Here is a 22727-nt window from a genome sequence, read left to right on the forward strand (position 1 = left end):
TGTTAACCTAACTTACTAATTCAATGCTATTCCAATTAAAAACTGGAGCAATGATTCCTTTACGGCTATTGCCATTAATAGAATTCCATAAAGGAGATACTCCGTGATCAAGAACTACTTCAAATTGTGCTACTGGTTCAGTTGAATTGACTATCCAGTAGAGATTATGCATTCCTATCCTTGGGTATATGTAGTATGTACCTCCATTTAGTAAACCAGATGGAATAGTACATCTCCAATGATTCAATCCTAATTTAATTCTTGGTACTATATGTGGTGAAACGTCAGTTTGATAACTTCTAAAAACTGTTATTCCTTCTTGAGTTAGTAAATCAAATCCAATACATAGTGCTGGATGATTTGTTTTGGTGATGAATTTTATGTCTATATAAAGATTATCGTGGCTAGAATAAATGCCCTTGGCATCAGCGTTATCACTACAAACTAGAATAGCTAATAGTTGAATTTCGCTATTTCCAAGAGCATTTTCTTCATTCCATTCGGCTGAACTACTAATTTTACTGGTGGCACTAAGATAGTGTGCAACCATAGCATTAGAATTGCCTATACCTATAAATTTACCTTCTTTAAGGTAAATTCCTGTAGTACAAAGAGACTGAAGAGCTTGCATATTGTGACTTACAAACAATACTGTTCTTCCCTCCTTTTCAGCTACATCCTCCATTTTGCCTAAACATTTCTTCTGAAACTGAGCATCGCCTACGGCTAACACTTCATCTACAATTAAAATCTCTGGTTCTAAATGTGCCGCCACAGCAAAGGCCAATCTAACATACATTCCTGAAGAATAACGCTTTACTGGTGTATCTAGAAACTTTTCCACCTCAGCAAACGCTACAATCTCATCAAACTTGCGTTTGATTTCGGACTTACTCATTCCCAAAATTGCACCATTCAGAAATATATTTTCTCTCCCAGTTAATTCACCATGAAAACCAGTCCCAACCTCCAATAAACTAGCAACTCTTCCTTTAATGTTAATGCGTCCCTTGGTTGGTTCTGTAATTCTACTTAAAACCTTCAATAGGGTTGATTTTCCCGCACCATTACGCCCAATAATCCCAACTCTATCCCCCTGCTTAATTTCAAAAGATATATCTTTCAAAGCCCAAAATTCTTCAAAGGCAGGATTTTCAGTTTTAGCGTTGGTATTGATTAAACTACCAAGAGATTTAATGTGATTAGTTATTACATCTCGTAGCGCAGTATACTGTTCCTGTTTTTGGTGTCCAATAATATATTTCTTACTGAGGTTTTCAATGCGAATAACTGTGTCTGACATAGGTACAAATTTTGTGGAGATAAACATTAACTTTGATCAAAGTTAATGATTCTCATATTATTACAAATAATTTAAATGAGAGAATTATAAACAAGCAGAAGAAGCAGAGATATTACTACATAAGATGTCGAATTTCTCAATTACTTTGGCCACGCTTTGTCCAATGTCTTCTTGTTCTGTCAAACACTCAACTTCTGGGTTTAAAGGTGGTTCATAGGGGTCATCAATACCTGTAAAAAACTTTATTTCCCCTTGACGCGCTCGTTTATACAAACCTTTAACGTCACGATCTTCACAAATTTTCAAGGCTGCATTGACATAAACTTCAATAAAATTATTGCCAATTTTCTGGCGTACCTCTTGCCGCACATCGCGATATGGTGAAATAGCAGAAATCAATACTACCACACCATTTCTAGTTAATAAATCAGCAACAAAACCAATTCGTCTAATATTTTCATCTCGATCTGCTCTGCTAAATCCTAAATCTTTGGTGAGATTTTGTCGAACTATATCACCATCTAAAACTTCGACTTTAATTCCACGACTTCTTAATTGTTTTGCTACTTCACTACTAATAGTGGTTTTGCCAGCACCACTCAATCCTGTAAACCAAATTGTTGCTCCAATATCTTTCATTTTTAACTCCTTGGTATCATTCGTATATCGAAGTTTATATTTGCAGCTTTTCTGCGGGTTTAACTTCTATTATTAGTTAGTTTTGGATGCAGAAATGTTGAATAGCTTAACAAAACTTTATATGGCGACATATAAGCATGATTTTTATCATGTTGTAGTTTTTACTGAGTCCCAATAATATGATTAATATTATTTTTGAAAGTAAATGTATCTAAATCACGTCGGCAAATCTCCTTTCCATCTTGCGAAAATACCAAATCCCACTAAACAATAGTGAAAATACGAGGAGCAAAGACAGAATAAAACCTGGTAAGTATAAATTTGATTCACCACCTAAAATTGCCCAACGAAAACCATCAATTACTCCTACCATTGGGTTTAATGAGTATATAAACCGCCACTGTTCAGGAACAAGGCTGCTACTGAATCCTACTGGTGATATGTACAAACCAAACTGCACAATAAAAGGTACTATATAACGGAAATCCCGATATTGAACATTTAATGAGGCAAACCATAATCCTGCTCCCATTGAAGCAGCAAAGGCAATACTAATGAATAAGGGTAGGGTCAAAATTCTCCAACTGGGTACGAAGTTGTACCATGCCATTAATGCTAATAAAATCATTCCCGAAATCATGAAGTCTACAAAGCTCACTACTACAGCACTTGTAGGTACTACTAATCTGGGAAAATAGACTTTGGAAATTAGGTTAGAATTGGTAGTCAGACTGGTGCTGCATTCTGAGAGTGAATTGGCGAAAAACTGCCAAGGTAACATTGCAGAAAAAACAAGGATGGGATAAGGCACACCCTGAGATGGCAATTTTGCTAATCGCCCAAACACGACTGTAAACACCACCATTGTTAAAAAAGGACGAATTAAAGCCCAAGCAATACCAATGCTTGTTTGCTTGTACCGAACTAAAATATCTCGCCATGCCAGGAAATAAAATAATTCCCGATAGAGCCAGAGGTCTTTCCAGTATTGTCCTTCGCTTCTTCCGGCTTCAATTATTAATTCTGGCTGAGAAGTGGTGTCTTTCATATCATAAATTTATTTACGCATATCTCAATCTACAGGTGCAAATGCAAACAGTTTTTAGCTGATCACCCAAAAATCTTTTATATTGTTGCCACCAACGATGTGGGAATTCCTGAATGTAAATTCTCCTACTGAAGGATTTCTATGGGGATTAATTACTCCTGTTGCTTGTTGCCAAAGTTCTGCTGGTGCTAATGACAAGTGATATACAGATTCACATTTATGGACGTGATACCATTTGGTATCCTGGCAATGCTCACACCAAAATGCTTCTAACCACTCCCCTTCTAGAGAAACTGTGGTTTTGGCAGCTACTAACATTAGAGCCTCTTTTCGTCTCATTCCTCTCTGCTGTAGTTGTCCTGCGTGTTCAGCAAACAGTCCGTATTTTTGACTGACGCTATCCATGTAAGAGCCATGTAATGGACAATAGATAGCTCGACGTTTAGAACGATTCCGATTTCGGTCACACCTTCTCTGCACTTCGGCCTCCTATATCAATTTTATACAAATAGATCACAAGAAGGTTGCGTTGGCAGGACTGAGATCAAAAAGACCATCAAAGCCCAACTCCTAATTTTAAAGTTTAGTTATTCGGTTTTTGAATCTAAGTTTTGTAAACCCGTTGGATATGTTGGCAGATTTGTGATCATTGGTATAGTGCAACCAAGATACTACAAATGGGACTTTTTCAGAACTCTAAGATATTGTTCAGCTATGATTTGCGGCGTAAAATTTGACTGTAAATACTGGCGAGAGGCTTTGCCCATAAGTTCTGCTAATTTGCGATCGCTATTTAGCAGGCGAATAAATTCAGCTAAAGCAGTACTATCTCCATTTTCCACACTCACCCCACACTTGCCATCAGCAATTAGCTGTCGTAAATAAGAATACTTTGAACAAATCACTGCTACTGGTCGTCCGGTGGCTAAAGCTGGGTAAAGCTTACTAGGAGCCACAAGACTTTCCATACCAGCTTCTACACTCACTAGAGATAGATCACAAGCTGTCAAGGAGTAAGGAAGTACTTGCTTATCTTGGTAAGGGAGAAATAGAAAATTTGTTAATCCTAGTTTATTCACCGCCTCAATAAAACGCTCTCTTTTTGCTCCACTACCAATGCAAACAAATTGAATAGGTTCGTCTTGTAGTTGTTTGGCAGTTTCTAAAATAGTTTCTATATCATGGCACCTGCCCATATTACCAGAATAGAGGACGGTGAATTTATTAACTAAGTTATGTTTTTTAGCAAACCAATTATTTTCTTTGTTAATTGGCACAATCAAGTTAGGGTCTCCCCAACTATGAATTACTGATACCTTATCGGCTATCTCTGGACAGATGGCGATGATTCTCTTTTTCATATCAGGACTAAGTACAACTAGTCCTTGAGACCTCCGCCAAATCATTTTGTTCAGTTCTCTCCACAACCCTGCCAGCCAATGATTTTTGGAGACTACTCCTAGTGCGATCGCAATATCTGGATAAAGGTCATAGATTAAGCAAACGTAAGAAACTCGAAAACACAGATGCGCTAGATATGCTGCTATGGGCAAAAAGGGAGGAGCAGAAGTTACCAAAAATACATTATGCTGACGGAAATTTCTGATAATATGTAGAAAAGCACGCAATGTAAATAGGACACCATTTACGGCTTTGCCTCGAATCCGCCCTGACCAAGCTTGTGTTGAACGCGATCGCTGAATACGAATACCACCTAATTGTTCAACAGCAGGTGCATTAGCTGTTGAAAATGCATATGCTGGCTGTCCTGTAAATACCTCAATATTTACTCCTTGTTTCTCCAAGTGTTTTACCAGTTCTTCAATCAACTGTCCTGTAGCAGCATAATCAGGTGGGAAAAATTCTGTGAGTATAGATACTTTTAATAAGTTCTCATACAAATTATCATCCGCTTGAAAAGTATCTGCTAAGTCTAGGGAAGATAGTGCTGGTGTGGTAAAATTTGTATTTTTATAAAATGGCTTACTCTCCGTACTTGATTGATTCGATATATTCAGTACGTCTGTATTTTTTGTAAAATCCTGATTCTGAAATGTTGTTGGATTAGAAGTGGTTGACTTTTTCGGCCAGAATGCCATGAGTATAGTTCCCTGTAGAAAAATTTGCGGCTTACAGGCAAGATCCACAGCGATTATCCGGTAAATATTTTTTCTTAATCGCTAATTGTTCTTGATCGAGTTGGTAGTAAGTTTTATCAAATGATAATACTTTACAAGACAACAGAGTTAATACCAGTTCCGGAAAAAAAATTGGCTATTAAAAAACTAAGCAGAATCACTGTCTTAAAATTAAAGCGCAAATTTTTAAACCCACTGGAGTAGGATAGCGTAAAAGTGGTTCTTTGGTGCATTTATTTTAGTAGGCAAGATAAAAAACATGGTCAAAAAATATCTTGTGTAATCGAAATAACATAGCAAACAACTTCATTAAATTTTCATAAATTTGTTATCCATATATAACAGAACTAATACTGTTTGAGAAAGTTCCCGTGTGATTTTTGTAGAGTATCGGATGTTAATGCGAAATAAACCGTAATTTTCCTGCTACTTGTCAGTACAAATAGATAAAGTAACCCTTTAAACAAATAGCATTGCCATAAATCACAATTAATTCAAAACTAACGCATTAATAAACTACGCCGCAAATTATCTAAAGCCGCGCATACACTCAGATGACGAATAAAAGATCGATTCCGTATCGTCCCAAACTTACACTCATAACTTTTTACCTCATTTCCTGGGCCGGCTAATCCAATATATACTAACCCTACTGGTTTTGTATCAGTTCCTCCAGTGGGACCGGCAATCCCTGTCACACTTAATCCCCAAGTAGTTCCCAGACGAGTTTTCACACCAAAAGCCATTTGTTCGGCTACAGTAGCACTCACCGCCCCAAATCGATCTAAATCTTCTGGGTTAACCCCTAACAAGCCGATTTTTACCGAATTGTCATAAGAAATTACCCCGCCCCAAAAATAATTAGAACTGCCAGAAATTTCTGTCAACATTTGTCCCAGCCCTCCACCTGTACAAGATTCGGCAACTGAAAGCGTTTCTCCTGATAAATGCAACAACTTACCAACAACAGAAGCTAAAGTGTCATCATCAGCACCGTAATAATCTAAACCAGCAATTTCCCTCAGTTGTTTTTCAATTGGTGCAATTAAATCCTCTGCTGTTGTTGCATTAGATGCTTTAGCAGAAATTCGTAGCCTGACTTCTCCCTTGCCAGCGTAGGGTGCTACTGTCGGGTTAGGTAAATTCAGATAAGCAGATACTTTTTCTGCCAAAGCAGATTCACCAATACCCCAAAATTTTAAACTCCGACTGTAAATAATTTCCTTGCCCCAACCTTGGCTTTTGAGAAAAGGTACTGCTGTTTCTGACCACATTCGGTGCATTTCACTAGGAACACCAGGAAAAGTAAAAATTGTTAACCCAGGACGGGGTTGCCAAATAATACCTGGTGCTGTTCCTGTAGGGTTGGGTAAAATTTCAGCACCTTGGGGAATTAAGGCTTGTTTGCGGTTACTGTGAGACATCACCCGACTGCGTTGGGAAAATTTCTGAGTAATGTCTTCAATAATATCGACATTTTCTACCAAAGGAACGCCAAAAAAATCAGCAATGGTTTCACAGGTAAGATCATCCGGTGTAGGACCAAGCCCACCAGTGAAAATTATAATTTGCACTCTGGAAGCAGCAATTTCTATAACTTGCTTTAGTCTTTCTGGGTTATCCCCCACTACAGTTTGATAGTAATGCGGAATGCCTAGCTGTGCTAACTGCTGGGCTAGAAATTGAGCATTGCTATTGAGGATATCTCCTAGCAGCAATTCAGTACCAACACAAATAATTTCTGCACTCATGAAATTTTAGATTTTAGATTTTAGATTTTAGATTGCATCCAGAATCCTTAAGATTGTCGAGACAATTTCCACACTCGCCAAATAGCATAACTCAATAAAGAGGTAGATGCACAGGCATAAGTCATCCCACTAGGAATGCCGACAATAGCTAAGGCTAAACTACCAACCCATAGAGTTAAAGAATAAATAAACAAAACTGTTAATCTGTGGGATAAGCCAGCATTTAATAGACGGTGATGCAAATGGCGTTTATCTGCTAAAAAAGGAGATTTACCGTGTCTTAATCGCGCTAAAATAACAGCTGACATATCAACAATTGGCACTGCTAAAATCAAATAAGGCAATAATACAGCCGTGAAAACGGGAATTTTTACTAACCCAATGACACCAACAGCCGCTATAGTGAATCCCATAAAATAAGATCCGCCATCACCCATAAATATTTGTGCTGGATTGAAGTTATAACGAAGAAATCCTAATGCTGCACCAGCTAAAGCTGCTGCTATTAAGGCTGCTGCTGGTTGGTGCATAAATAGAGATACTAACAGCATGACTACGGCAGCAATTCCTGTGACACCAGCAGCTAGTCCATCTAAACCATCAATCCAGTTAATAGCATTTACCATTCCCACCAGCCAAATAACTGTAATTGGAAAACTCAGCCAATCTAGATTAACTATGCCAATGGTGGGAATGGTAATAAAATCTATACTTACACCAACTTTCCATGCAGCAGCAGCGACGATTACTTGTATCAGCAGGCGTACTAAGGGGGATAGGTTGAATAAATCGTCTGCTAAACCGATCAGAAAAAAGCCTAGACCGCCTAAAGTGACACCCCAAATTTGCCATTCTTTTTCTGGTGGCAGATTCGCAAATCCTCCCAACCACCAGACAATTAATAGGGAGATAATAGTACCTGCGAAGATAGAAACTCCTCCCAGACGTACCATAGGATGTTGATGAACTTTTCGACTATCCGGTTTATCTAAGCGTCCACTTTTGATGCCAATATTTTTGACATCTGGTGTAGTCCAGAGAACGACTACTGCGGCGATCAGAAAGGCAATCAGATGATAAATCTGAGCAGGCATCAGTATTTTTAAGAAGAGGTTGGGATGACCAAAATTGTGTGAGGGTTTTGCCCGCAATTGTTATGCAAGATTTACTATGCTTGGGGGATTGATTAAATATGAGATTTTAAATTTGAGTTGGTGATCCCAAATCTAAAATCTAGAATCTAGAATCCCTTAAGCTAGAACTGGTAAGGGAATTTCTAGGTGAGGATATAAGGGAAAGCGATCGCACAATACTGCTACTCGTCGCAGACAATCTGCGGCTACTGTCTCAGAATCAGGGGAAAGTAAGCGATCGCTAATAATATCACCAATTTCCGTAAATTCTGCCACACCCAAGCCCCTTGTCGTCATTGCCGGTGAACCCAATCTCAAACCACTAGTAACAAAAGGTGATTCTGGATCAAATGGCACTGTATTCTTATTAGCGGTAATATTTACCCCACTAACAAGCTGATCTCCTTTCTTCCCCGTCATGCCGATAGAACGTAAATCTACTAGCATTAAATGATTTTCTGTGCCATTTGAAACTAATTTAAATCCCCGTTTTTGCAATTGGGTAGCCAAAGCACGAGCATTTTCAATCACTTGCGCTGAATAAGTGGCAAATTCTGGCTTCAGTGCTTCACCAAAAGCTACAGCCTTACCAGCAATTACGTGTTCTAATGGTCCACCTTGAGTACCAGGGAAAACTGATTTATCCAGCTTTTTACCAAGTTCTGCATTGCGGGTTAAAATCAAACCACCTCTTGGTCCGCGTAAGGTTTTGTGTGTTGTTGTTGTCACCACATCACAATAGGGAAGCGGGTTGGGATGATGACCAGTAGCGACTAATCCAGCAATGTGAGCAATATCTGCCAATAAGTAAGCACCAACTTCATCAGCAATGCTGCGAAACTTTTCAAAGTCAATCACACGAGGATATGCGGAATAACCACAAATCAGCAGTTTAGGACGTTCTTTCAAAGCCAACTCGCGGATTTGGTCATAGTCAAGTTGTTCTGTTTCTTGACTAACTCCATAGTGACGCACTTGAAACCACTTACCCGACACATTCACTGGTGAACCGTGGGTGAGGTGTCCTCCGTGAGACAAATCCATCCCCATAATTGTGTCCCCTGGTTCTAAGAGGGTCAGGAACACTGCAAAATTAGCCTGTGCGCCAGAATGGGGTTGGACGTTCGCATGAGCAGCACCAAATAACTGTTTGGCGCGGTCGATCGCTATTTGCTCGATTTTGTCAACAAACTCACAACCGCCATAGTAGCGTTTACCTGGTAATCCTTCAGCGTATTTATTGGTCAGTACAGAACCTTGAGCCGCCAATACAGCCGCAGAAGTAAAGTTTTCACTCGCAATTAACTCTAAGTGATCACGCTGACGCTGTAATTCTTGGTTAATTAACTCGCTAATAGCAGGATCGGCAGATTTAAGTAAGTCTGAGCTAGTCTTATTCACGTTTACTATCCTCTTGAAAATTGGTAAAATCTCAGCTTTTGTTTTCAGTACAGCACGGTATTAATAGTGTTATAGCTGTTCATTTAATATGCTTTGAGTGTTGACTTCTTTATTATTCAATGTCTAAACAATAAATGCTTTCGCGTATTAGCTTTGATCTTCTGCCTGTAATTCACTAACCATGAAAATATATGTATTATTTTTTACCATCAAAAATAAATATCTAAAATATATAACATACAATGAATTAAGGCGCAGTTACCAAAAATTTGTTATTTTCTGAATTTATGCCTTGATGCCAAAAGGAGCGATGGAGGTATTTGTGATGTTAGTCATTTTAACGGATGATCAAATCTTTGCCCCTGAACAGGTTTGCCAATCTTGTTGGCTTGCTAATAGTAGCGGAAAACCACGCTGGGGTGGGGGTAAACTGGTTTGTGGTCAAGCAATTCGCTCATTTACTGAGCAGCAGCCTGAACAGTATGAGTGCGTGATGGGCTTCCGCATTGCCCATATAAAATAATCTAATTTTCTAGCAATATCAAGCAACTGCGTTATCCTAAGCTCAAATAGCTCTTAAAATTTCATTCACAGGAGAACGCAATATGTCTTTGCGCGGGTCTACAACGGTTCCCGACCGAATTTTCGCTTCTTTACCTTATTTGCTGCCTTTGATTGAGGTATTTGCCTTTGGTCAGTTTTTGCTGAATGATTTTCCATTTTTAGGAATTATCTTTTTACCTCTACTGCCGTTGTTAAGGATTTACTATGGTGTCCGCTATGCTGGGCTGATTATTTTCTTTGCTTTATGGTTGTTAGTAGTGAGAAATGACAAAATCAGCCATTTTATTCGTTTCAACACTATGCAAGCAATCATTTTGGATATTGTTATATTTTTATGCAGCATCTTGACTGATATTGTGAAATTAGTCCCTGGTAGTGGATTTGCCATGCAAACACTGTACACAACTATTTTTATGGGAATAGTTGCCACAGTTATTTATTCTGTTGTCCAGTCTCTGATGGGTCGCTATGCAGAAATACCAGCAATTTCTGATGCTGTTTATATGCAAGTGCGCTAGGTGTAATAGCAATTTGGGATTTTTGCTGAACAGTTTTGACAATAAGCAGTTCCTCAAGTCTTAAAAAATAGTAACTATTCCAATATGGTGTTAACGGGCTGTAACTGTATTTTCAAGGCGACCAATACCTTCGATTTCTATCCGGATGCGATCGCCTAAATTTAAGGGGCCTACCCCAAAGGGTGTGCCTGTTAGCACTATATCCCCAGGTAAAAGTGTCATCACTTGACTAATGTAAGACACTAAAAAATCTGGGGGAAAAACCATCTGATCAATACAAGCAGATTGAACTGGGTGGGGATCATCATTCAAAAAGGTCTGCAATCTCGCTCCTGGATTTAATTCTCGGACAATCCAAGGGCCTAAGGGGCAGAATGTATCAAACCCTTTGGCTCTTGTCCATTGGGAATCTTTTTTTTGTAAATCCCTGGCTGTGACATCATTGGCAATGGTATAACCCCAAATTTTGCTTTGGGCTTGTTCTGGGGTACAGTCACAAGTGCGATCGCCTATCACTAATGCCAACTCACCTTCGTAATCTACCCTCTGTGACTGTTGAGGATACTTAATTTCTCTTTCCGAGGCGATCACAGATGTAGATGGTTTAAAGAAAATTAGCGGTTCATCTGGTACGGGAGTTCCCATTTCTGCTGCATGATCTGCATAATTCTTACCTACAGCCACAATCTTAGAAGGAGAACAGGGAGCCAGAATCTCGTATTTGTCTGATTCCAAAATTAAATCAGTGGGTTGTCCATCCAACCAAGGTGGAGCATCCAGCACTTCCACATTGAGGGATAGTTGCAGCAACCCGTAGTAAATTTGTCCTTCTTGACTTTTAACTCGCACATAGCGTTGCGCCATAACAATTGATTAATATCCTTAGAGATCCAAATTCAGGCAGATTTGGCTAATGGTTTATAGCAGTCAGCAGTTAGCTTGTAAGAACGCTTGTATTATCAGGAGTCGAGAATTTGGGCTTTTCCTCATTACCCTGGCAATTGCTATAAATTGAAAACTGGTAAGATTATAGGATAAATGCTGAAAATGCCGTGACTTTGCTCCGGGAATTACCACCAGCATCAAAACTTATCTGGCTCTATGTTGTGTTATTATTAGGATTCCTTGTTGCTTCAGATGTTAATTTGTATCAGCAACGTTGAAATTTACTAGTATAAAGTAACATCAGCAGCCGTTTTGTCCATAAGGTAACTAAAGATAAATGACCACAGTTTACGAGACAATGTACATCCTGCGTCCTGACTTGGGAGATGAGCAGGTAGAGCAAGCAGTTGCCAAATATCAGAATTTGTTCATTGAACAAGGTGCTGAAAATATTGAAATTCAAAATCGTGGCAAGCGTCGTCTTGCTTATGAAATCAATAGGCATCGTGATGGTATCTACATTCAATTGAACTACACTGCACCTCCAACTGCGATCGCACCAGTCGAACGCGCCATGAGATTGAGTGAAGAAGTGATTCGCTACATGACCATTAAGCAGCAGATCCGTAAAGAAAAATCAGAACCAGAGGCTGTAACTGCCTAAAAAGATGGCTCAGTGAGGAATTTTCCACAAATTCCCCATAAAAAGATCCTAGTCATATTTTCTGTCAGGCAGGCTATATGCTTAACCTACAGAAAATTTTTTTATTGAATTACTCATTAATCAGAACTTTATAGATTAAATTGCGTATTTTAACAGTTGTCAAATTCTCTTAAATGCGATATTTTTTTCATGAAATCATACCGCACATTTTTTCCCATAACATAATTAAGGTATAGGAAAAAACATAATAGGCGAGAATGCAACTTTTTTTAAACCATGACTTCTAAGGATGGTGAGAAATAAAATTTTATACAAAAAAGCTTAAACACCTTGTTTTCTAGTATTAAAATTGCACCTCCCATCAAACAAGGCTATGAAAAAAGGCGTACAGCCTCTCAAATATATCCTTTGTTGTTTGTATTTTGCCTCGCCATAAGATAGCAAAATTCAGTATGTGATTACTTCCCCAAGTACTTGCCAAAGGTAGTATCATCGCAGTTATACCTAAGAGATGTAAGCCACTGTGAGCCAATCAGACACCCCCGACATCCAAACTCTTTCTACTGAAGTATCGCAGTTGCATCAAGAATTGCAACTTCGAGATCAATTAGTGCAACAGCTATCTCAAGAACTGTTCCGGCTTGTAAAGGGTAATACTAGTTTTATCCCTCAACGATCTGAACCTGAGTGCGATTTGAGTCAATTAGAGGCTTTAAGAGAACAACTTCAAGCTGTCGAACAGCAAGTAACGTTCTACCAAGAGCAAATTACATCTCGTGATCAAGAAATACACCAATTGCGACAATCAGTCCAAGAACTAACTGATCGTAGTCGGATGTTGGAGCAGGTAGTACAAGAATTACCCCAAATTTATCGTCGTAAATTTGAGGAAAGAATGACTCCTGTCAGAGATAAGGTCGCAATGCTACAACGAGAAAATCGTCAATTACAAGCAGAGCTACAAAGTGTAAGTTATCGGTTAGCACTAAAAACTCGCCACGCAAGTCATAGCGGTATTGATCTACCAAATTTTTCTAGTCCCATATCCGGACAAAGTAATATATCCACTCCTCAAAATGCCTAAGCTTATTAAGCTATAACTTGGTAGGGACTATTAAAGAGGGGCAATAACACCTAGAAAAGCATATTGACAGTTTGTAATTTTATAGACAAGTTTACAAAGTTAATTTTCCAGGTGTGAAACTGAATGAGATGACCACTAACCCCTCTATCCCCTCGTTTTGCTATTTTTCCCCTGAGCAAAATCGAGATTTAAGCTGCTGTCGATAGACTTTGCTCATTGACGCTAGAAAATATATCTTCGTAATTATTAACTATTTCAAACACTGAATCCAACTTAGTAAGTTCCAAAATTAACCTTACAGGTGCTTTCACGTTGCAAAGAACCAAGCGACAACCACTTTGACGTACGGCTTTTAGACCTTGCACTAGAGGGACTAAACCAGAACTATCCATAAAGTCAACTTCTGCTAGATCAATAACCCAGAGTTGGTCAGCTGAGGGGGTTACTCCAGCCATTTGTTCGCTCAAGTCAGTACCAACCTCTAGGTCTATGCTTCCTTGGGGTTTGAACAAAATTACTTGGCTTTCTTGTGTAAGAGTCATGAATTTAACCGGGTATTTGAACTGGGTTTGAAATGTTGATAATGCTGGCTTTATATCAAAATTGATTAATTCTCAACAGTGGAATTACTGTTTTTAACCGATTATTTGGGACTTAATACAATTATAGCTCATCCGAGTTGCTACAGTAATCATGTCATATAATTTTTGATACATGAGTCTAGTATAGGCATAAATGCTTGGGGATTTCAGTAGCGAACTTAACAGTTACAAAATTCTTATAATCCGTATGTAGTTTTATAACTTTTTTATAAGTAAATATTAATTTAAGTAAATATTAATTATTTATGTAAAATACAAAGCAATTGATTTCTTGTCGCGTCTTGATTGACACCCTCACCAAAAACAAGCCAATATATATTAAAAGTAAAAATTTGTAAAGTCGGCGGTGCTGGATGTCTTTTGAGCTAATTTCACTAGAAAACATCCAAGAATTTGCTCAATCTTACGGTTATTGGGCAATTTTTTTAGGAATTTTGCTCGAGAATTTGGGTCTTCCTCTTCCCGGTGAAACCGTAACTCTAGTAGGTGGTTTCTTAGCTGGCAGTGATGAACTAAATTACTGGCTAGTTCTGGGTGATGCAGTTGCAGGTGCTGTCATTGGCGGTAATTGTGGCTATTGGATTGGTAGGGTTGGTGGTTGGCCGTTCCTGCTACAAGTGGGCAAGATATTCCGCATATCTGAAGTGAGATTGCTAAGTATTAAAGAGCAATTTAGTGAAAATGCGGCTAAAGCTGTATTTTTTGGTCGCTTTTTCGCCTTATTGAGAATTTTTGCTGCACCACTTGCTGGTATCGCTGAAATGCCTTTCGGTAAATTCTTGGTATACAACTTGGCTGGGGCAACTACTTGGGCTAGTGCAATGGTGACTTTAGCTTTTTTTGCAGGCAAAATTGTTTCCCTAGAGCAATTAGTTGCTTGGGTAAGTCAGTTTGCAATTTTGGCATTACTGATTTTGGTGGCTGTGATTGTTGTTCCTATTTGGTGGGAATCTCGTCAAGTTAAACATCAGACTGGGGATTAGGGATTAGGGAATAGGTAATGGGTAATTACGTTTTATCACCTATTACCTATCACCCATTACTTTTGTTATCGGTTGCTTTGCGCCCAGATGCGAGTGGGGAGTCCCCAGACGTAGATAAAGCCTTCTGCTGCTTTATGATCAAACTTGTCATCAGCACCGTAGGTCGCTAAGTCTGGAGTGTAGAGAGAGTTATCACTCCAACGACCAACTATAGTGGCATTACCTTTGAACAATTTTAAGCGCACAACACCAGAAACTCGTTCTTGTGTTTGTTGAATAAAAGCATCTAATGCGGCTTTAAGTGGGCTGTACCACAAGCCGTTGTATACCAATTTGGTGTAGGTTTCTTCAATACCCCGTTTGTATTGACTGACATCGGCCGTTAATGTGAGGCTTTCTAAATCACGATGGGCATTAATTAACACTATCATCGCTGGTGATTCGTAGATTTCCCGCGATTTGATGCCTACTAAGCGGTTTTCAATCATATCAATCCGCCCAATACCGTGATTTCCTACTATCTGATTGAGTTGTTCGATTAACTCAACTGGGTTTTTAGATGTACCGTTGATTGTGGTAGGAAGACCTTTTTGGAAACCAATTTCTAGATATTCTGGCTCGTTAGGAGTGTCTACTATGGCTTTGGTCATTTCATAGATTTCTTCTGGTGGTTCAACAGTTGGATCTTCCAACGTACCAGCTTCAATACTGCGACCAAGCAAATTTTTGTCAATACTGTAGGGAGAAGATTTTTTTACTGGTGTAGGAATGCCAAATTGCTCACCATAGGCGATGGTTTGCTCACGGCTCATTCCCCATTCTCTCGCTGGTGCGAGTATCTTTAAATTGGGATTTAGGGCTGTACAGGAGACATCAAAACGTACTTGATCGTTACCTTTGCCAGTACAACCGTGAGCGATCGCATCAGCACCATATTTTGCAGCCGCTTCTACTAAGATTTTAGCAATCAGTGGACGAGCAAGGGCTGTTCCCAGAGGATAGCGATTTTCATAGAGGGCGTTGGCTTGAATAGCGGGAAATGCGTACTCTTTCACGAAGCTATCTTTGACATCCGCTACAAGGGATTCACTTGCACCCGATTTCAGCGCTTTTTCTCGAACTGGCTCTAATTCATCTCCCTGGCCTAAATCTGCTGCTAGGGTAATTACCTCTTCCACTCCCCACTCTTGCTTCAGGTAGGGAATGCAAACAGAAGTATCTACTCCACCAGAATATGCCAGAACAACCTTTTTGGCGCGACCCATTAGTTTCTCCACTTAGGAAAACAAACAATGAGTCATTATTATAAGATATGTAGGTGAAAAACCCCTCTTCAAAAATTACTTCTCAAAAATACGGTAAATATATTCTCGTTTATTTTCAATTCATTACCAGCCCGATCTGTTCCATAGTCATACTCATTATTTCTCCAGGATAGGTTGAGTGTAGGACTATTCTGATTTGTGCCGAGTCTCAATCGCGCTCCAGCACCATAGACAGAACGAGCAGCATTTTCATTCACAGGATTATAATATGCAGATAATGAAAAATTATTGCTAAATTGAATACCAGCACTTGTTACCAAAGTATTCTTAAGTGAATCGGGCAAAACATCCCCAAAATAGTTAGTTAAACCAAACCAAACATTACCTAAATTCACTCTAGCTCTGACTGTAATTGAATTTACAAAGTCATTGGGGCGAGTTTCTCGATCAAAAGCATAATTAACTCCAGTGGATAGCACTAAATTACTATTTCGACTGAAGGGTATACGTTTACCAACACTACTTGTTACTTGACTGTAGTAATCAACATCTGGATTAATATAACCAATCACACCCCCAGAAAAATTCCATCCATTTAAAGTATTTTTAGTAAAATCTACTCCACCATAAGCCTTAATTTCGTCTGCACCTATTACACCTGTATAATATCTCAATGCTTCCTGTGTCCCTGTGATATTTCCTGTGAAACTCAGATGTGGAGCATATTTTGTTTCTTCTCTATATCTGTTAGATGTGACATTATTAACTTCTTGATTGAGAATTGTGACATAAACCTGAGTATGGAAATCTTGTAAGTCGAGTGTAGAAACCACTTGATTGTTAATATTAGCAACAAAACTTACATTAGAACCATATCCCCCCTCCCCACCACCAGAAGATAAAACTGTCTGGGTTCCAGTTTGTTCAAAACGAGTAGTGATATCAGACCTGCGTTTGATCACAGGTGATGCACCTAACCAAATACCATTAAACGTCGCAGCAGGTACTTGTCTCAAATTTTCTGCTTTTGGTGGCACACTCTGCGCTCTACCAATTCCCCCATGATAAGCAGTAAAACTATTGGCAGGAAGTCTGACATTATTCGCAGCTAAAAACAGATTATTGTTGACATTTGAGTTAACTTTATTTTCTGAACTAGAAATATTAGGAACAATATCAGGCAACAAAATATATCCCAATTGTAAAGCCGTATTTAATAAAGTATTCTCATCATCTAAAATGAAACTAAACCCCCGTATCGTCCGACCCACTACAGCTTCACGGTCATTAGCTTTAACAATCTGTCTAACTCTAGAATAAGTTGCTACGGGTGTATTATCTATTTCTTCTCTTCTGGTTATAGACAGTTGATCTCCAGTACTATTACCAGCAAATGAACCTGTGTTAGGCATATACAAGTTTATACCAATTTCTTGACCATTAGCCCCAGATTGAAACCCCGGTTGGCGAAGTGCAAGTACTGTTTCTGGTTCTACCACATCACCGAATTTTGAAGTTTGAAAAATTCGCCTTGGCATTAAGGTATCAGGGTTAATATCAGCAGATTTTAAACCAGGAATATATGTGCATACTTGGTCTGGATGACTACCAGGTAAGATACATGAACCTGTCATGCTGAATTGGAGGTGTGTACCCAATACAGTGAGTGGTTCTTGGAAATTCACAGTAATTTCTCGGCTTCTTCTTACCGTTTGTAATTGTAAATATTCTCCTGTTTGATCTACAGTAAAAATATTATCCTTCGTCATATTTTCTTGAACTTGTCCACCGAGTTTGACAAGTCCATTAACATCAAAGATAGTATTTTGGGTATTACCGAAACTAGAACCGACGTTGAATTGTCTCGCAGTTAAATGATTTATAAAAGTTCCATTTAGTGGAATAGTAGTTGTCCGGGGATGAATTTTTTGATCATTTGCCGTTCTAGGGTGAATGATATATTCTTCTTCAGCTTGGGGTGTTGTTTCTGTTGGTAATTTTTGATCAATGTCCAATTCATCAACTCGAGGTTGAGGATCTACAGGAGGATCTATTGGCTCTAGTTGCTTGTTCCTAGATTCTGCTTGACTAATTCTATTGGGAGTACAAAACTTAACTTGATAGTTAGTTTTTGCTAAATCTGTGACTGCGGTAAATTCTGTTTGTTTAGCATTGCTAGGAATACAAGATGGAACTAGAGAATTAGTATTGATTAAATCTGTTACTTGTGTCTGCTGCATCGAATTAGATAAAGATGCTTGCAATTGATTTTCTGAATCCGACGAAATTATAAAAGATTCCAAATTAGCAATTAAGGCAGAAGTATTTTCAGATTTAGAGGTTGTTGATAATTCTGATTTATGATTGATATTATTAATTTTCTCTAGTTCTAATGTGCTTGTGGATACATCTGCATGAACTGTTTTAGTAAAGCATATTGTTACTGAACTAAATAATAATACAAGCGCGAGCTTTAAATTTTTGCGCCACAAAACTAGCATATGCATGGGTAATATACCTGCAATAAACACCCGGTCTTATTAGATTTTTTAAAATTGCTGTTCTTTATCTTAAATTCAACCCACAAATAAATCTGGGGGCTTCTAGCATCAAAGAATTATTGACCATAATTTTTGATTTCAAGGTAACGAAAGAATGTTCCAACAATTGTGGATGGTAATTCTATTGATTGACAGAATAAGGTAGAGACACGCACAAATCATGCCTCTAACAAATTAAGGAAGTGGTTAAATTCTAGATGACTGAGCTAAACACTACTAGAATTGGTTGAGAGATCATGCTCTCTATCCAATAAATGATTTAGGAGTTTGACAAACTAGAAACCAGTTTCAACAGATCCGATGGGGGTTTCTGTGAAGGTAGCGATAGAGTTAGCTTGGCTGCTTCCTAGAGCAGTATCTACACTACCTTTAAGAGTAATGTTGTTGTAAGTTTCGACTTCAGAAGCTCCATTGTCTGAGAAGGAAAAATAACCATTGTCACTGATTAATTCGATTACGCCGGCGCTTCCCAACGCAGATGCTGAGACAACGCCAAAGTTACCGGTAGCTGTAGCAGCCGCATCATTTTTACCAACAGCACCAGCAGCAGCCATTTCAGTTACTAAGCCATTAGCGTCAAGTGTAGCTGCTACTGCTCCAGCAGCACCGCCTTCACCAGCAGAAGCTACGGAACCAAAGCCAAATACACTAGCGGAAACAGCAACTAATGCGATCGCTACTTTTTTGTTCAATTTCATTGATTTATATTCCTATTATTGAAACTTTAACGTACTTACAATTTACGCTTCCTAATATCTGTGCTGCCAATAATTTCACTCTTTTTAGTTACTGTTAAAGCAAGTGACTTTATCAACACAAAATGTTGAATTCAAGATGTGATTACCATTCAGTATCTAAAGTGAAAAACGTTATGTTTCAGCACAATTAAGGTTAAGTTTAAGTTAAACTTTGTAGTGCGTAAATCTTATAACAGAGTCATATTACTTAAAACTCAATATTTAGTCAAGCCGTTAAAAACAATTTTCAGTAATTGTTTTCTTTAACTAAAATATATAAAATTTCTATTTCTGTTTTGTAACTACTTAAAATTAAGCTAAGACTAACAAAAGATAAAATTTTAGTTTTTATAGCGGTATCACTTGAATTAAATATACTCAAAATGGCTTAATTATTTGATGTTATTAGTAGGGGTTGATCATCGCGCTTTACCCCTACACGTCTAGGTTTTTTCGTAATCTTATAAAAGTTTAATGCACCAAAAAAATAGGGTACATTTTTATTCATGCACCCTAATACTTAAAATGGTTTACTTACAATTCCTGTAGAGAAATTATATAAAACCTCTCTACAATCTTTCTTGGAGATGTCTATTTATATTTAGTGACTAGTTTTAACTAGCAGTGCATCAATAGATTAAGTACCAATGATGCCACCGTCATTTTTTGTGATTACTACTGTTGCAGAACGGGGACGACCTTGTGGTCCATAACCTTGGCTATTTGGCCAGTTGCTATGAGTTGTAGGATTAGCAACAGTTCCGCTATCGCCTGGGTGCTGAATGTTAACGAACATAGTTCTGTGATCAGGTGTAGTGATCACACCAGTCACTTCACAATCTGTAGGAGCAGTTAAGAATCGTTTAATCTCTCTTGGGTCATTAGGGTTGGCACAAACCATTGAGTTACTGCCGATGTTGGCATAAGTCCCTGTACCATCACCTGCCTGATCAGTTTGAATCCACAGACGACCGTAGGAGTCGAACCAAAGACCATCTGGTGAGCCAAAGTCGTCACCATTGATATTGCCTTGACGAATTGGATCGGGGTCTTTCTTGTCGCCAGCCAAAACGTAAATATCCCAATTGAAAGTGGTAGCGGCAACACTACGTCCAGCTTCGCGCCAACGGATAACATGACCGTAAGAGTTATTAGGACGTGGGTTAGCAGCATCAACAGGGGGACGTGCAGCACCTCCTGAGGTTGTGCCGTCTGGGTTGTTCACAGAGACAGGTTGTGTTCCGCGACGAGAGTTGTTGGTCAATGTGCAGTAAACTTCAACTTCATTGAATCCACGAATGCGGGGGCGGACACCAACCCACTCTGGGCGATCCATCATTGTCGCGCCAACTCTATCCGCAGCCTGTCTGGTTTTAACCAATACTTCAGCTTGGCTGTCAAATCCATTTGCTGGTGTCAAACCACCTTGACCCCATACCAAAGGTAACCATTGACCGGTACCGTTGTCATTGAACTTAGCAACGTAGAGAGTACCGTGGTCAAGTAAATCCCGGTTAGCAGTCCGAACATTGGGATTGTATTGTCTAGAGCAAACGAACTTGTAGATATACTCGTTGACGTTGTCGTCACCCATGTAGAAAGCCAGAACATTGTTGTCGTCAACAACATATTGGGCGCTCTCGTGTCTGAAACGACCCATAGATGTGCGCTTAACTGGCATACTATCAGGATCATAAGGATCAATTTCGACCATCCAACCGAACAAATGAGGTTCCAGGGGATTGTTGTAAGCATCAAAACGTGGATCAACCACAGGCCAGCGATAACTAGACGCTGAAGGAATACCGTGCCGTCTTTGTCCGTTGAGAATATCAGCCTTTTTACTAGTTAGACCAACACTTGCGAGAGCATCGTTATTTACATCAGCAGATTGGCCAGAAGCAAATGTCTGGTTAGCAAAATAGCCTTGGAAGTTCTCTTCCGCAGTCAGGTAAGTACCCCAGGGAGTTACACCGTGAGCGCAGTTATTGAGAGTACCATAAGCGGTGTAGCCATCGTTGATGCCAATTTCAAAAGATCCATTGGGTTGAATGGAAAACTTCTTGGATTTCATCAAAGGATGACCCGCAGCAGGACCAGAAACTCGCATCTCTGTGTTACCTGTAATACGGCGACCATAGCGAGAATTGCGATCAACACTCCAGCTATTGCCAAATCTGTCTTTAGATATTTCTTGAACAGATACACCATGGGCTGCTTGAGATTTTCTTGCTTTCTCAATCGTCATGGTCTCGTTGCTTGTATTACCATCGACATGAAGGAATTGCTCTTGGGTATATTCGTGGTTAACACACAGTAGCCCACTATTATTGTAAGCATTACCTTCAACAGCTACTGGCAAACCTGCTGTCCGGTTGAGAAAGCTTCGTCCGGGTAAGGGGAAAAAGTGCATACCATCATGGTTTTCCCCGACTTGCTTTTCCTGTGCCGCAGCATTTTGGGAAGCATCTGGTAACCAGTTTGGCGCACCGGGCATAATGGGATCACCCCAAGCAGATAAAACTCTGGCTGTGTAGCCTTTAGGAACAGTAACGAGATCCTTTTGTAACAGTCCTGTTACTGGGTTGCGGAGATTTGGCTCGATGCTCTCGAAGCCAATACCAGCAAAGCCAAGTCCAGCCGGAACTGGCGCTGCTTCTACGGTTTGGAGAAAACCACCGAGGGTCATATCACCTAGCACGGTCATTACTGAAGCACCTACAGCCGTAGTGATGAAACGTCTGCGTTTGATGCTGACACGATCAATCACATCAAGGATTGATTCGTTACTAGATGGGTTAATGGTTATATCGTTTTTCGGGTGCTGATGGCCTTTCATTCTCGATTCTCTACTTTAAAGTTTACACGGTTGCGATCGCAATCCAAATCGAAACGTGAGAAAATACGGTGATAAAAAGTGTGTATTTACAAGACTTTCAGCCATTTTCTTGCTCACGAATGATTGAGGATTGCTATATTTAGTTAATTTCTCACTAGCAGGATTCAGTCTAGTAAAGAAAAACTCTACAGATTTACAGAAATTTTGCTGATATTTTCTTGACTTTTAACAGCCAGGAACCTTTAGTTAATAACAGGTTAAAATTGATAGTGAGCTTTAGTTAATAACAGGTTAAAATTGATTTTTGCTGCTCACACACGCAAAAATTATCAAGTCCATCTCAATTTAAGTAACAAGCATTAATATCAGGTTATATATTGATTAATTCTAATTTATCAATCAGTATTTTCTCAGTTGAAATACCATTTATTGTCCAACATATTATTTCTAATATACGTGTATTTTGCTGTATAAAGATTAGAGAAAATCTTTCTAACACAACTTTAGTAAGTTTCTCAGTCTGAATTTTTCTACTTAAGAAGTATTATCAATAAAAATATTTTTCAATAATAAGTTTGTTCAATAATTCCTAGAAGACTGCATATAATTTAT

The 22727-nt window shown here is 38.9% G+C and carries 18 protein-coding genes and 1 pseudogene; 5 read left to right on the forward strand and 14 right to left on the reverse strand.

Translation table 11 applies throughout. The annotated features are described in order from the left end of the window. Positions 1-7: 7 nt before the first annotated feature. From ACSQ6I_RS23790 to glyA, 8 genes and pseudogenes are all read right to left on the reverse strand, one after another. The gene (locus ACSQ6I_RS23790; RefSeq protein ID WP_438892714.1) at positions 8-1303 is read right to left on the reverse strand and encodes an ABC transporter ATP-binding protein; all 1296 of its coding nucleotides are present in this window, start codon (positions 1301-1303) and stop codon (positions 8-10) included. A gap of 84 nt (positions 1304-1387) precedes the next feature. Beyond that, positions 1388-1966 (reverse strand): annotated as a pseudogene (gene cysC, locus ACSQ6I_RS23795) (adenylyl-sulfate kinase); the annotation flags it as partial. Positions 1967-2153: 187 nt separating this feature from the next. Then, positions 2154-2990: an ABC transporter permease gene (locus ACSQ6I_RS23800; protein WP_438892716.1), complete on the reverse strand. Its 837-nt coding sequence runs from the start codon at positions 2988-2990 to the stop codon at positions 2154-2156. A gap of 54 nt (positions 2991-3044) precedes the next feature. Next, positions 3045-3470 carry a hypothetical protein gene (locus ACSQ6I_RS23805; RefSeq protein ID WP_438892717.1) on the reverse strand — a complete coding sequence of 142 codons (426 nt, stop codon included), beginning with the start codon at positions 3468-3470 and terminating at the stop codon, positions 3045-3047. A gap of 191 nt (positions 3471-3661) precedes the next feature. Continuing rightward, positions 3662-5089 carry a glycosyltransferase family 4 protein gene (locus ACSQ6I_RS23810; RefSeq protein WP_438892718.1) on the reverse strand — a complete coding sequence of 476 codons (1428 nt, stop codon included), beginning with the start codon at positions 5087-5089 and terminating at the stop codon, positions 3662-3664. A 539-nt stretch (positions 5090-5628) separates the two neighbouring features. Further along, complete coding sequence (locus tag ACSQ6I_RS23815) at positions 5629-6879, reverse strand: competence/damage-inducible protein A (protein ID WP_438892720.1); 1251 nt, start codon at positions 6877-6879, stop codon at positions 5629-5631. Between the two features lie 47 nt (positions 6880-6926). Then, positions 6927-7973, reverse strand: a complete 1047-nt coding sequence (locus tag ACSQ6I_RS23820) for a glycosyltransferase family 4 protein (protein WP_438892721.1) — start codon at positions 7971-7973, stop codon at positions 6927-6929. A 156-nt stretch (positions 7974-8129) separates the two neighbouring features. Next, positions 8130-9413 (reverse strand): serine hydroxymethyltransferase, encoded by a 1284-nt coding sequence (gene glyA, locus ACSQ6I_RS23825; RefSeq protein WP_438892722.1) that lies wholly within the window; start codon positions 9411-9413, stop codon positions 8130-8132. A gap of 325 nt (positions 9414-9738) precedes the next feature. Here glyA and ACSQ6I_RS23830 point away from each other — a divergent pair, with 325 nt between their 5' ends. After that, on the forward strand, positions 9739-9936 hold the full coding sequence (locus ACSQ6I_RS23830; RefSeq protein ID WP_438892723.1) for a hypothetical protein: 198 nt from the start codon (positions 9739-9741) through the stop codon (positions 9934-9936). A gap of 82 nt (positions 9937-10018) precedes the next feature. After that, on the forward strand, positions 10019-10495 hold the full coding sequence (locus ACSQ6I_RS23835; RefSeq protein ID WP_438892724.1) for a Tic20 family protein: 477 nt from the start codon (positions 10019-10021) through the stop codon (positions 10493-10495). Between the two features lie 90 nt (positions 10496-10585). Here ACSQ6I_RS23835 and ACSQ6I_RS23840 read toward each other — a convergent pair whose 3' ends face one another. Then, entirely contained in the window at positions 10586-11359 is a 774-nt protein-coding gene (locus ACSQ6I_RS23840; RefSeq protein ID WP_438892725.1) for a fumarylacetoacetate hydrolase family protein, read from the reverse strand. 358 nt (positions 11360-11717) lie between these two features. On the opposite strand from ACSQ6I_RS23840, the gene rpsF reads away from it, so the two are divergent. Both rpsF and ACSQ6I_RS23850 read left to right on the forward strand, forming a co-directional pair. After that, positions 11718-12044, forward strand: a complete 327-nt coding sequence (gene rpsF / locus ACSQ6I_RS23845) for a 30S ribosomal protein S6 (protein ID WP_015215804.1) — start codon at positions 11718-11720, stop codon at positions 12042-12044. A gap of 523 nt (positions 12045-12567) precedes the next feature. Further along, a complete protein-coding gene (locus tag ACSQ6I_RS23850; protein WP_438892726.1) occupies positions 12568-13128 on the forward strand; it encodes an Npun_F5560 family protein in 561 nt (186 codons plus the stop codon). A gap of 188 nt (positions 13129-13316) precedes the next feature. Here ACSQ6I_RS23850 and ACSQ6I_RS23855 read toward each other — a convergent pair whose 3' ends face one another. After that, positions 13317-13670, reverse strand: coding sequence for an STAS domain-containing protein (locus ACSQ6I_RS23855; RefSeq protein ID WP_438892727.1), 354 nt, complete (start codon positions 13668-13670; stop codon positions 13317-13319). Positions 13671-14083: 413 nt separating this feature from the next. On the opposite strand from ACSQ6I_RS23855, the gene ACSQ6I_RS23860 reads away from it, so the two are divergent. Next, positions 14084-14713 carry a DedA family protein gene (locus ACSQ6I_RS23860; RefSeq protein WP_438892728.1) on the forward strand — a complete coding sequence of 210 codons (630 nt, stop codon included), beginning with the start codon at positions 14084-14086 and terminating at the stop codon, positions 14711-14713. A 65-nt stretch (positions 14714-14778) separates the two neighbouring features. Here ACSQ6I_RS23860 and ACSQ6I_RS23865 read toward each other — a convergent pair whose 3' ends face one another. From ACSQ6I_RS23865 to ACSQ6I_RS23880, 4 genes are all read right to left on the reverse strand, one after another. Continuing rightward, entirely contained in the window at positions 14779-15978 is a 1200-nt protein-coding gene (locus tag ACSQ6I_RS23865) for an argininosuccinate synthase (protein ID WP_438892729.1), read from the reverse strand. A 68-nt stretch (positions 15979-16046) separates the two neighbouring features. Further along, positions 16047-18485, reverse strand: coding sequence for a hypothetical protein (locus tag ACSQ6I_RS23870; protein WP_438892730.1), 2439 nt, complete (start codon positions 18483-18485; stop codon positions 16047-16049). A gap of 329 nt (positions 18486-18814) precedes the next feature. Continuing rightward, a complete protein-coding gene (locus ACSQ6I_RS23875) occupies positions 18815-19237 on the reverse strand; it encodes a hypothetical protein (RefSeq protein ID WP_438892731.1) in 423 nt (140 codons plus the stop codon). Between the two features lie 676 nt (positions 19238-19913). Further along, positions 19914-22115 carry a PhoX family protein gene (locus tag ACSQ6I_RS23880; protein WP_438892732.1) on the reverse strand — a complete coding sequence of 734 codons (2202 nt, stop codon included), beginning with the start codon at positions 22113-22115 and terminating at the stop codon, positions 19914-19916. Positions 22116-22727: the final 612 nt, after the last annotated feature.

The organism is Anabaena sp. WFMT, from assembly GCF_051781005.1.
Taxonomy (GTDB): Bacteria; Cyanobacteriota; Cyanobacteriia; order Cyanobacteriales; family Nostocaceae; genus Anabaena.